This is a genomic window from Arhodomonas sp. KWT (genome assembly GCF_010993615.1).
The window spans coordinates 1-9,376 of sequence record NZ_WNXE01000113.1; the positions used below are offsets into that span (position 1 = coordinate 1).

At 67.7% G+C, this 9,376-nt stretch carries 16 protein-coding genes and 1 other RNA gene; 4 read left to right on the forward strand and 13 right to left on the reverse strand.

The features are described from left to right. The first annotated feature begins 208 nt into the window (after nucleotides 1-208). Genes G7A99_RS13850 through G7A99_RS13865 form a run of 4 tightly spaced genes read left to right on the forward strand, consistent with a single transcriptional unit; the run spans nucleotide 209 to nucleotide 1,494 of the window. Complete coding sequence (locus tag G7A99_RS13850; RefSeq protein WP_163141095.1) at nucleotides 209-889, forward strand: hypothetical protein; 681 nt, start codon at nucleotides 209-211, stop codon at nucleotides 887-889. Next, the gene (locus G7A99_RS13855; protein WP_163141098.1) at nucleotides 882-1,067 is read left to right on the forward strand and encodes a hypothetical protein; all 186 of its coding nucleotides are present in this window, start codon (nucleotides 882-884) and stop codon (nucleotides 1,065-1,067) included. The genes G7A99_RS13850 and G7A99_RS13855 overlap by 8 nt, the downstream gene beginning before the upstream one ends. Next, nucleotides 1,064-1,285 (forward strand): hypothetical protein, encoded by a 222-nt coding sequence (locus tag G7A99_RS13860; RefSeq protein ID WP_163141101.1) that lies wholly within the window; start codon nucleotides 1,064-1,066, stop codon nucleotides 1,283-1,285. Before G7A99_RS13855 ends, G7A99_RS13860 begins: the two co-directional genes overlap by 4 nt. After that, nucleotides 1,282-1,494 (forward strand): hypothetical protein, encoded by a 213-nt coding sequence (locus G7A99_RS13865; protein ID WP_163141104.1) that lies wholly within the window; start codon nucleotides 1,282-1,284, stop codon nucleotides 1,492-1,494. The genes G7A99_RS13860 and G7A99_RS13865 overlap by 4 nt, the downstream gene beginning before the upstream one ends. A gap of 320 nt (nucleotides 1,495-1,814) precedes the next feature. Here the strand turns inward: G7A99_RS13865 and G7A99_RS13870 are convergent, their stop codons facing one another. From G7A99_RS13870 to ssrA, 13 genes are all read right to left on the reverse strand, one after another. Next, on the reverse strand, nucleotides 1,815-2,009 hold the full coding sequence (locus G7A99_RS13870; RefSeq protein ID WP_163141107.1) for a type II toxin-antitoxin system HicA family toxin: 195 nt from the start codon (nucleotides 2,007-2,009) through the stop codon (nucleotides 1,815-1,817). Next, on the reverse strand, nucleotides 2,006-2,245 hold the full coding sequence (locus tag G7A99_RS13875) for a DUF1902 domain-containing protein (protein ID WP_163141110.1): 240 nt from the start codon (nucleotides 2,243-2,245) through the stop codon (nucleotides 2,006-2,008). The genes G7A99_RS13870 and G7A99_RS13875 overlap by 4 nt, the downstream gene beginning before the upstream one ends. Nucleotides 2,246-2,990: 745 nt before the next feature. Continuing rightward, nucleotides 2,991-3,116 carry a hypothetical protein gene (locus tag G7A99_RS25785; protein ID WP_256379724.1) on the reverse strand — a complete coding sequence of 42 codons (126 nt, stop codon included), beginning with the start codon at nucleotides 3,114-3,116 and terminating at the stop codon, nucleotides 2,991-2,993. Beyond that, nucleotides 3,113-3,316, reverse strand: a complete 204-nt coding sequence (locus G7A99_RS13880; protein WP_163141113.1) for a hypothetical protein — start codon at nucleotides 3,314-3,316, stop codon at nucleotides 3,113-3,115. The genes G7A99_RS25785 and G7A99_RS13880 overlap by 4 nt, the downstream gene beginning before the upstream one ends. Then, nucleotides 3,313-3,492, reverse strand: a complete 180-nt coding sequence (locus G7A99_RS13885) for a hypothetical protein (RefSeq protein ID WP_163141116.1) — start codon at nucleotides 3,490-3,492, stop codon at nucleotides 3,313-3,315. Before G7A99_RS13885 ends, G7A99_RS13880 begins: the two co-directional genes overlap by 4 nt. After that, nucleotides 3,489-3,770: a hypothetical protein gene (locus G7A99_RS13890; protein WP_163141119.1), complete on the reverse strand. Its 282-nt coding sequence runs from the start codon at nucleotides 3,768-3,770 to the stop codon at nucleotides 3,489-3,491. The genes G7A99_RS13885 and G7A99_RS13890 overlap by 4 nt, the downstream gene beginning before the upstream one ends. Beyond that, entirely contained in the window at nucleotides 3,767-4,123 is a 357-nt protein-coding gene (locus G7A99_RS13895; RefSeq protein ID WP_163141122.1) for a hypothetical protein, read from the reverse strand. Before G7A99_RS13895 ends, G7A99_RS13890 begins: the two co-directional genes overlap by 4 nt. Before the next feature lie 242 nt (nucleotides 4,124-4,365). Continuing rightward, nucleotides 4,366-5,877, reverse strand: a complete 1,512-nt coding sequence (locus G7A99_RS13900) for a YfjI family protein (protein WP_163141125.1) — start codon at nucleotides 5,875-5,877, stop codon at nucleotides 4,366-4,368. Then, nucleotides 5,874-6,851 (reverse strand): toprim domain-containing protein, encoded by a 978-nt coding sequence (locus G7A99_RS13905; RefSeq protein WP_240466285.1) that lies wholly within the window; start codon nucleotides 6,849-6,851, stop codon nucleotides 5,874-5,876. Before G7A99_RS13905 ends, G7A99_RS13900 begins: the two co-directional genes overlap by 4 nt. A gap of 2 nt (nucleotides 6,852-6,853) precedes the next feature. Further along, nucleotides 6,854-7,048 carry an AlpA family transcriptional regulator gene (locus tag G7A99_RS13910; protein ID WP_163141128.1) on the reverse strand — a complete coding sequence of 65 codons (195 nt, stop codon included), beginning with the start codon at nucleotides 7,046-7,048 and terminating at the stop codon, nucleotides 6,854-6,856. Nucleotides 7,049-7,147: 99 nt separating this feature from the next. Beyond that, a complete protein-coding gene (locus G7A99_RS13915; protein ID WP_163141130.1) occupies nucleotides 7,148-7,912 on the reverse strand; it encodes a hypothetical protein in 765 nt (254 codons plus the stop codon). After that, nucleotides 7,912-9,123, reverse strand: a complete 1,212-nt coding sequence (locus G7A99_RS13920; RefSeq protein ID WP_163141133.1) for an integrase arm-type DNA-binding domain-containing protein — start codon at nucleotides 9,121-9,123, stop codon at nucleotides 7,912-7,914. The genes G7A99_RS13915 and G7A99_RS13920 overlap by 1 nt, the downstream gene beginning before the upstream one ends. 176 nt (nucleotides 9,124-9,299) lie before the next feature. Continuing rightward, nucleotides 9,300-9,376, reverse strand: a transfer-messenger RNA (tmRNA) gene (ssrA, locus tag G7A99_RS13925); the annotation flags it as partial.

The following is a 9,376-nucleotide window of genomic DNA, read 5'->3' on the forward strand; positions in this document are numbered from 1 at the left end:
TCGGAAAATCATCAGGCAGAAAAAGAAACAGCGGCTTTAAGCCGCTGTTTCTATTCGAGATTTTGGTGGAGGCGGCGTCCAACACAAAAAAATCGTAAGCCATTGAGCGCGCGATAAACTAGTCGGGATAAACCCGATAGTTACTCTCTACGTTACACACATTGGTCCGTTGCTACCCCGCTAACCACAGCCACTGGAGGTAGCAACCATGAGCACCAACGATCTCCCCGCGGGTGATCTCGTCTTGAGCACCCGCATCCCCGAGTACAGCACCGTCCAGGGCCTCGACTATGGGCGCCACGTATCGTCACTAGGATGGTCCGGCTACTACGTCCGGCCCGCTGGCTCCGGCCTGCCGATGGCGGTGGCCCGGCTCACACCCGCGTCGGATGAACTGGAGGGCGATGACGCGGCCATCGTCGCCGCGATCCGCGAGGAACTGGAGGCGCTGGCATCGGAGCCCCCGGCCGGCATTCCCCTAGATCAGCAGGCGGCATGGGAGCCCGGCGCCCGGACGTGGCCCATCTACTACGGCGGCGGCCAGCGCGGGCAGATGACCGTCTACCCCAACGGGCGCGGCGCCATCGCCAAGGGCGGTGATTCCGATTGGGGCGAGTGGGACGCGGATCAGGGCGTGCTCGTGCTCGATGATGGCCCGACGGTCGCCGCGGATGGCTGGCTCGTGGAGTACCACGTCTCTGCCGACCGCACCCTCGCCGACGGGCGGCGCCTGATTGCCGAACCCCTCGCCGGGCCGTTCCGTACCGCCGACGAGGCGCGGGCCGAGCGGGATCGCCTCGCCACCAGCTCCCCCGAGTGCTACGCGAGCGTTCGCATCGTCCGCGGCGCCACCGATCCCGACTGCCTGGAGGGTGCCAGCCATGCGTGAGCACGCACCCGACGAGCGTATGGACGCGCTGGTGGAGCGCGTGCGGGCCTTTGACGACTGCCCTCATGCCCGGATCGCGGCGATGGTTGAATCGCTGCTCACGCCAGCGCAGTGGGACGCCCTGGAGGCGATGGCAGCACGGCGTGAGGACCGCCAGGAAGGGAGGGAATCGGCATGAGCATGGAACAGCACTACCACGTCGGCCCGGCCCCGGATGGGCGCTGGTCGGTACTGCTCACTCGCAGCCGGCGCAACGTCTACGGCCACGCCGAGCATCAGAGCACCATCGTCATCACCAGGGAGCGCACCAGGGCGACCGCACAGCGGATCGCCGACCGGGAGAACCGTGACTACCGGCGGTGGCTGGAGCGCCAGACAGGGAGGGTGCAGCGATGACGGCAACCATCGAAACCTGGTGGACCAAGCGCCGCGTCCACGGCCCGGCCGTGCCGGTGCAGGTGGCGAAGGTCCCGGGCGGCCCCCGCTCCACCGGGGAGATTGTCAGCACCGCCAGGGGTGAGGAGCTGGTACTGCTCAGCGAGCGCCGGGTACGCCACCCTGACCCCGGATGCCGGTACTTCGAGTTCCGATACCGCCAGCGGTAATCACCACAGCCCGGCCCCGCGCCGGGCTTTCCATGTCGGCCGCAAGTATGCGCGGGCGAAGCGGTCTGCGTCCGAGGCCGGGTCACTTAAGGGTAAAAGCAGTGGTCAAAATGACCACAGCTCCGAGCGCACCGCCTCCCGCATTGCCGCCGAGCACGGCACGAGCGAGCGGACGGTGCGGCGGGCGCTACCGCACCCGGCCACGCGCCGGGCTTTCTTGTTTGGTAGGCTCACCCATGCACCCGTCGTCGCCTACCAAGGCGCCGATGCACCGCACAGGGAAGTCAGGCGGTCGCGGCGGTCGGGTGCTCACCAGCCGATCAGAATGCCTTGGGCAGCCCCGCATCCTTGAGGATGCCGTTCGCGGTGTGCCGGGACTTGATCTTGGTGGGGACGGTGAACGGCCGGGAGGCATGGGGGCTGGTCCACACCTCATGGTCACCACGGCCCTGACGTAGCAGGTAACAGCCGTTCTCGGTGAGGATGCGCCGGACGGGCTTGCCGTAGTCGTTCACGCTGCCGGGCTGCGGACGCGGGTGCTGGCGTGGGCGATCAGCTCCACGGGCACGTCCAACCCGTCATCCACGCCCCCGCCCGCTTCCAACAGGTCCAGGATGGCGCCGGGCAGCTTCTCGGCCAGTTCCTCCAGGGTCTCGCCCTCCAGGCGCAGACCGGGCACGTCCGACGACTCCACCAGCCACACACCGGCCTCGGCGTCCCGTACCGCCTTCACCACAATCACCTCGCTCATGGCGTGCGCCTCCCGTGTGCGCCAATCCGTGCCATTCGGGATCGTAGCATGAGCCCGATGCCGCGGGTCCCTCTGAGCACCGCCACGAATGCGGGTGCGCAGAGTCGCGATATTCGCGCAGATTCCGCCAGTCCATAGGGGGTTCCGGTTCCGGTCGATGGATACCCCCCCTAGCTCGATTCTGACGGCACGAAAAGTCGCCGGCCCTCGACGGTCCCGCGCCGGTAGCGCCAGGGATTGCGACGCCCCTCCCCGATGGAAACAACAACCCCGGTTCGTGGCGCCTGTGACTAGGCAAAAACCGCGCTCGCCAGCACCCGCACAGCAGTCGCGTGGAAAGGACCCACCCGGTTCCCCCTCGTGGTCGCCGTCAGTCCGCGCACAGCGCCATCTCTGAGCCTGGAGGAACCGGAACCGGCACCGGCGTGGTGACCCGTACATGGCCAGCGATTGCGCCTCTGCGCACCCGTGCGGCGTGTTCGCCCTGGAAGGACCCCGCTCGGCACTCTCGGCACCCACACAGCCCGCCACAGCGCGGATACGGCGCCATGCTGCTGACGGTCACCAGGGATCGAAAAATGGTCGGAAACCGCGACTCCGCGCACCCGTGTTCGCGCCAACATCGGGAGGGACCCGCGGACCTATCGATGTGGTGAGCGCACCAGGAAACAACAACAATCAACCGCGCCTCGTCGTGCTCGCTCAACGCGATCCCCGCGCCTGTTGTCACCCGCAGGGTCACCCCTCACGGTAGGACCCGTTTTTCCCGCCAGTCCCACTCAGCCAAGACGCGCCCCACCTCGTCGTCCGGCGGCTCCGGGACGGCCAGCTCGCCCAGCTCATCCGGCTCGGGCATCTCCAAATCGCTCATCGTCGTGCCTCCCGCACCAGTCGCATGGCGTCATCCTCGGTCATCCCCTCCGGCCACCAACGGCTGCCGGTACTAGCCTCAATGAGCGCACGGCGCAGTAGCTCGGTGGCGAGGCGGCGCTGTTCGGTCGCCTCCCGCTCGGCTTCGGCTGCCGCCTCCAGGGCCTCGGTGATCTCGCTGTGCAGCCGCTCCAGCATCATTGGCGTCTCTCCCCATCCACCACGCGCACCACCCGCCGGCCGGCCCGGCAGCGCACGCCGTGGCGGGACTCCAGTACCACGGTGCCGCCGTCCAGGGAGATGACGGTGAACCGCTCCGGGCGCTCGCCAATGGTGGCTGCGTCCCCGGGCTGGGGCGCTCGTTGCTCGACACTCATGCCGCACCCCCTCGTGGCGGGTCTCCACCCACCCGGCCCAGGCATACCCGGCACCGCGGCGCCTGCTCATCCGTCACCACCCGGGACCGGGTGGACGCATGGTTGCAGGCGAACATCAGCATCCACCCGGCCTTGCCGTCCGGCACCCGGAACACCGCGTGGGCCTTGCCGCCATGCACCGGGCGCATCCAGCCATGAAAGCGGCGGCGGGGGCGCGGCAACGTCACTACCTTCTCCATCTGCTCACGCAGCCACGGCGCACCGCGTACCGCCCTCATGGCTGCCTCCAGTGCGGGCAATGCCGCCGGTCGGTATCCCACAGCCCCGCCGCACCGCCGGGGATCACACCAGCGGCACAGGTCCCCAGATGCGGGTGATGCTCGCTGCGCCGGTAGTGCGTGCAGGTGGCGCAGGTTACCGCCTCGGGCGGCTCCACCGGCCACTGGTCCAGGGTCTCGGCGAATGCCCGCACCTCGGCCACGCTCAGGCGGCCGTGGGTGATCTCCACCACGTCGTCGTCATCGAGGGCAGCCCGCAGGGTCTCCACGGCGACGGGCGTCCCGGCGACGGCCCGATGCAGAACAGCATCCACGTCCTGAGCGGCACCGTCCGGCACGGTCCCGCCCGGCACGACCAGCCAGCGCGACGGGGCCTCCGTGGGCGGCTGGCAGCGGGTGCAGTGCCAGCCATCCGCCTCGTAGTAATCCCCGCCACCGCAGGTCGGGCACGGGGCGGTCGGCTCCGAATTTTTCGGATATGCGCCCCGTTCGGGACTGACAAAACTGACAGAAGGTGGGTTTTGTCGGTTTTGTCGGTCCCTACTGGGCGCCTTCCTGTGTTTTTTTAGCTCGGCCAGTCGCTCGGCGAACGCCATCACGCACCCCCCAGGTCCGGGTGGATGTACCACGTGGTGGTGGGTCGGCCGGGGCCGTCGATGGTCACCCCCGCGACGCGGCCCAGGTCCTCCAGGTAGTCCAGTGCCTCCCGCGTTCCCTTGCGGTCGAGCAATCTCCAGCCCTTGCGGTACACGTCTCGCTCGCGGAACGGGTTGGGTAGCTCGCCACGCCGGATGTGCCGATCCAGCTCCCGGGCGGCGTGCAGGGCCGGGTCCAGGGCCGGGGCGTACAGTCGGCGGGCGTGTTCCTCCAGGTACTCGCACCACGCGAGCGCCATCAGCAGGGCACGGTCGGTCACCCGGCCACCGTCCGGGGCGTCCGCCAGATGGAACAGCAGCGCCAGCGATGGCACCAACGACCGATGCTTGGCGATCGCGGACTCGAACGCGGGATGTTCGTTGCCGTGCCGGATGCGGCGTTCCAGCTCCACCCGCCAGTCGGTGAACCGCTCATAGGCGGCGCCATCGAAGCGCAGGAACGGGATGCCGCCATCCTCGGTATCCGCCCCCAGGGCCTCGGGGTCGATGGCGTCCAGGCGCTCGAACACAGCGCGTGCCTCGCGCTTGGCTTCCCCGTCCGGCCAGCGGTCCACGTCGCGGTATTCGGCGGGCATGTCCGGCCAGACCATTAGCTGAAACCGCTGGATCAGGCCGTCGTCCCCGGCACCGCCGTCGATGGCGGCTCGCAGGTACTCCGACAGCCGGCCCGGCTGGATACCGCCCAGGATGGAGATGCAGGCGGCCTCGATGTCGATGGTGCCCCGGCCGATGCGGTCATAAGTGAACCCGCCGGTTCCGTTCCACGCCTCCAGGTAGAACGCCCGACTGGACTCCCGGCCCTCGCGCTCCAGGTCCTTCAGCCAGCCGGTCAGCTCATCGCGGTAGACGAGCACGCCACGCGGGTTCGACGACAGCAGCTCGCCCAGGGCCTCCACCGTGGTGTCGCTGGTGATGTAGCGGCGCCGCTCGGGTGGGGTCGTTTCCTCATGGGCCTGCACCAGCGCGAGGTCGTGGGCTTTCTGCCGGTCACCGGCCTTCATGGCGTCCTGAATGGCCTTCTTCGTCGCCTTGGCCCCGGCCTCCTGAAGTTGCGCTTGAACGTCGTGCTCGCGCTTGTTGGCCTCCCACTGGCGCCTCGCCTCGGCCTCCAGTGCGTTGACGGGCTTTATGGCCTCGGACAGCGCGGGTGACTTCATCAGCCCGGGGCGGCCAACGATGGCACCCCACAGGTTCGGCACCACGGTCCAGTCGTCGCGCAGCCGGGGGCGGATGCCGATCTGCCGGCCCACCACGGACGACAGCGCCACCAGGGCACCTATGGCGGGATACTCCATCGGGCACTGCATCCGCTCCGAAATGTCGGTGATCCAGGGACGCAGGGCCTCGGGCAGCATCTCGGCATCCAGTGCCGGCACGGGCGGCAGTCCTTCCGGCAGCGGCTCCAGGCGCGGCCATGCCTCTACGGGGGCGGTCGGGTTGATCGCGCTCATACCTCCACCTCCCCGAGCCCAGCGGCCACGTAATCGTTCCAGTCCGAGCCCTCGATCCCCTCCGGGAACATCGGCACCGCGACCAGCGCCTCGGCAGCGATGGCAGCGGCGCGGGCCTTATCCACGCCCGTGGGGTCGGCGTCGGCGCAGATCACCAGCTCCATGTCCGGCCACTCCCGCCGGGCGGCGGTGGCGACCGGGTGGAGGTTGCCGGCGTCTATCGCGGCCAGCACCAGGGCGTCCGGCTCCAGGGCGGCGAGGGTGGCGCCCGTGGCCCATCCCTCGCAGATCAGCACCCGCGAGGCGCCCGGCATCCGGCCGGCGACTGGGATCACGCACCCGCGTTTTCTCCCACCGGACAGCAGATTCTTGGTGCCGTCCGGCCCGATGAACTGGAGCGAGGTCAGGCGCCGGGACTGGAGCTCTACCACCGGCAGCACCAGCCGGTCGCCACGCTGGCGGGCGTTCAGCGGCGGGATGCCCTTGGTCCCCAAATACGGGTGGCCCGGGTCCGCGGGGTGGCAGTCACTCCAGATACGGGCAGCCCGACCCGCAGCGGCGAGGTGTCGGCGGTGCTGTTCCCGGTCCCGCTCGGCCCGGGCGGCCTCCATGCGCTGGCGGTGGGAGTCACGCTCGGCGGGTGTCAGGGTCTCCCGGTCCCGGGCGCACCATGTACCGCTGACCCCGGCCCGCCATGACCCGTAGGCACCGCCGGGCACGCCATCGAGGTGGAGGACATACCACCCGTTGCGGGTGCCGGCCCGGTTGCCTTCCACCCGATAGCGATGCAGCCGGCCATCCGGCACCACGTCGGCGGGTTCATGGGGCGGGATGCCCGCGTCCGCCAGCGCGGCGCGGAACGACTGCACGGGGTCGCGGGGCGCGGTATCATAGGGGGCGTCGCCATACAGGCGGCGTGCAGCGTCGAGACTCTGGCCCGCGTACCCGGCGGGCCGGTTCTTTTCCTCCCTCATGGTTACGCGGCCTCCCCGGTATCCCGGCTAAGGCTGTCGATCCAGGCTTGGACCTCCGATTCCCGCCAGCCGACAGCGCGGGGGCCGAGCTTCACCGGGCGAGGGAAGCGGCCTTCCTGCATGGCGGCATACAGGGCGCTACGCCCCATGCCGGTGATGCGCTCGACTTCCGGGCGGCGAAGGATGCGGTCAGGCATTGTCGAATCCCCGTGGTAGCTATTGGACACGGGGTCAGTCTCGGTGGGACGCGGGGTGGAGAGTTTACCGGGGTAGGGGTGGATTTTGGGTGCTACCCCCTAAATGAGCACCATTCTTTGCGGCCGCTTTGCCTCGCTCCAGTAGCGTGCAAGCGTTGATGCCGATACTTGGGTGATATCCTCCCCGAGAGCTTGTAGCACCGCCCAAATTATCCGATCGCGGCGGGCGGGTTGCATATAGGCATCGTCACCGTATGTTTCCAGTCCGTAGCGAACACCGCGAACTACCAGACGGGTCGATGACTGAAAATGCTTCCGGGCTGCCGAAACGCGTTTCTTGTGATTTTTCGTTGCCCCGGATTGCTCCCGCCCCTCGATTTCCCGTTCCGCGGCTCGCTTTACGCATCCAAGGATAGTCCGCATATGTTCGAACTCTGCCTTAAGCTCATCGTCGGAAAGGTTTTTGCCGGTATTTTCTTCCACTTCAGCCCTGAAGTGATCGCGTAGGGGCGGATTATCTTCGATGTATGAGGGGTCCAAGGGTAACGAGATGGTGTCGTCCGTGAATGCGTCAAGGCATTCTCTTATCGCGTCTGTTGCTTCGCGCAATCTGTCGTCATAAGGGGCGCGGTTGAATAGGCTAAGCACACCCATAACGTAGCTGCCCGATACCTGTCTCACACCATCAACAATCTGGCGCTCAAGTTCTTTCGGAATACCCTCGCGGTTTGGCAGGTCGTAACCCTGAATCATCGTCTTTAAATCTTCCGGGTCACCGCGGTCAAGGGTGCGGAAAAGCCAATGGGGCAGTCGGTCAGTGACCGGAGCAAGCTTCGGATGTCGGAAAGGGCTGCCTCTTGTCATCACCGCCGCCCCTTCAACGGCACAACGTTCGCGTCCCCCGCCTTGAGGCTGTCGAGGTAGTCCGCCCACGTCTGCATCATCGAGCGGCGATCCTCCAGCCATTGGGTCCGGTTGTAGGCGCGGCCGTGTACGTCGCGGACGCGGTGGCCCAACTGCATCTCGACGATCTCCACCGGGAAGCCCAGGCGCTCCACCAGGATGGTCCGCGCCATCGCCCGGAAGCCGTGACCCGTCATCTCGTCGCCGTAGCCCATGCGCTTCAGTGCGGCGTTGATCGTGTTGTTCGACATGGGGCGGCCCTTGCCGCGCACGCTCGGGAAAACGTAGCTGCCGCGGCCGGTTATCGGCTCCAGTTCGCGTAGAACGTCGAGCGCCTGCCGGGGGAGGGGGACCACCAGCGGCACCCCGCCCTTGGCGGTCGTGGCCCACTCGCCACGCTCCATATCGAAGTCCGCCCACTCGGCTTTGCGTAGCTCGCCAGGGCGGACGATCAGCATGGGGGCGAGGCGCAGGGCGGCCCGGGTGGCCGGCTGTCCGCCGTAATCGTCGATGGTGCGGAGTAGCGGCGCTACCTCGTCGGGCTTCACCAGGGCGGCATGATGGGTCGGCCGGGAGGGCGGCAGCGCATCGCGCAGGTCCGGGGTCGGGTCACGCTCGGCGCGGCCGGTGGCGATGGCGTAGCGCATCACCTGCCCAATGAGCGCCTTCACCCGGTGCGCGGTTTCCACCTTCCCCTGGTCCACGATCCGGCGCAGGGCGTCCAGTACCTCGGGCGGGTTGATCTCACGGACGGGCGTGCGGGCGAGGGTAGGGAAGGCGTATTGCTCCAGGCGACGGAGATTGCGCTCGGCGTGCTCGGCGACCACCTCCGCGGAATGCTTGGATTCGTACCACTCCCGCGCCAGGGCCTCGAAGGTGTTGGCGGTCGCCTCGGCCTGAGCGGCGCGGGTGGCTTTGCGGTGGGCGCTCGGGTCCACGCCGTCGTCGAGTAGCCCGCGGGCCTCGTCGCGCTTGTCCCGAGCTTGCTTCAGGCTGGTCTCGGGATAGGTGCCGAGCGAAAGCATCCGTTGCTTCCCCCCGTAGCGGTAGCGAAACCGCCACCACTTCCCGCCCTTCGGCGTCACCAGTAAGGACAGCCCCTTGCCATCGGCCATCGTGTACTGCCGCTCGGCGGGCTTGGCTTGCCTTGCTTCCCGGTCGGTCAGCGCCATCTCACACCCCCGCTGTGTGTAACCACCTTGGCGTACCCCGGGGTTACTCACGCCGTTACACACACATGTGCTAGGCTTCCCCTGGAACGCAACGGACCTAATGGTAACAAAAAACCCCGCGAGAAGCGGGGTTAGAGGGTTTCAGGGAACTGTTTGGAACGCGCTGAAACGATAAATGGTGGAGGCGGCGGGAATCGAACCCGCGTCCGCGGGACCTCCGCCCCAGGGTCTACATGCTTAGATCCGTCTATTA

Excerpts from the sequence above, each read along its gene's own strand:
- G7A99_RS13905 (WP_240466285.1), bottom strand. The coding sequence starts at position 6,851 with ATGAGGGAGGAAAAGAACCGGCCCGCCGGGTACGCGGGCCAGAGTCTC.
- G7A99_RS13875 (WP_163141110.1), bottom strand. The coding sequence starts at position 2,245 with ATGAGCGAGGTGATTGTGGTGAAGGCGGTACGGGACGCCGAGGCCGGT.
- G7A99_RS13865 (WP_163141104.1), top strand. The coding sequence starts at position 1,282 with ATGACGGCAACCATCGAAACCTGGTGGACCAAGCGCCGCGTCCACGGC.
- G7A99_RS25785 (WP_256379724.1), bottom strand. The coding sequence starts at position 3,116 with ATGAGCGATTTGGAGATGCCCGAGCCGGATGAGCTGGGCGAGCTGGCC.
- G7A99_RS13890 (WP_163141119.1), bottom strand. The coding sequence starts at position 3,770 with ATGAGGGCGGTACGCGGTGCGCCGTGGCTGCGTGAGCAGATGGAGAAG.
- G7A99_RS13855 (WP_163141098.1), top strand. The coding sequence starts at position 882 with ATGCGTGAGCACGCACCCGACGAGCGTATGGACGCGCTGGTGGAGCGC.
- G7A99_RS13910 (WP_163141128.1), bottom strand. The coding sequence starts at position 7,048 with ATGCCTGACCGCATCCTTCGCCGCCCGGAAGTCGAGCGCATCACCGGC.
- G7A99_RS13915 (WP_163141130.1), bottom strand. The coding sequence starts at position 7,912 with ATGACAAGAGGCAGCCCTTTCCGACATCCGAAGCTTGCTCCGGTCACT.
- G7A99_RS13885 (WP_163141116.1), bottom strand. The coding sequence starts at position 3,492 with ATGAGTGTCGAGCAACGAGCGCCCCAGCCCGGGGACGCAGCCACCATT.
- G7A99_RS13900 (WP_163141125.1), bottom strand. The coding sequence starts at position 5,877 with ATGAGCGCGATCAACCCGACCGCCCCCGTAGAGGCATGGCCGCGCCTG.
- G7A99_RS13850 (WP_163141095.1), top strand. The coding sequence starts at position 209 with ATGAGCACCAACGATCTCCCCGCGGGTGATCTCGTCTTGAGCACCCGC.
- G7A99_RS13860 (WP_163141101.1), top strand. The coding sequence starts at position 1,064 with ATGAGCATGGAACAGCACTACCACGTCGGCCCGGCCCCGGATGGGCGC.
- G7A99_RS13920 (WP_163141133.1), bottom strand. The coding sequence starts at position 9,123 with ATGGCGCTGACCGACCGGGAAGCAAGGCAAGCCAAGCCCGCCGAGCGG.
- G7A99_RS13880 (WP_163141113.1), bottom strand. The coding sequence starts at position 3,316 with ATGATGCTGGAGCGGCTGCACAGCGAGATCACCGAGGCCCTGGAGGCG.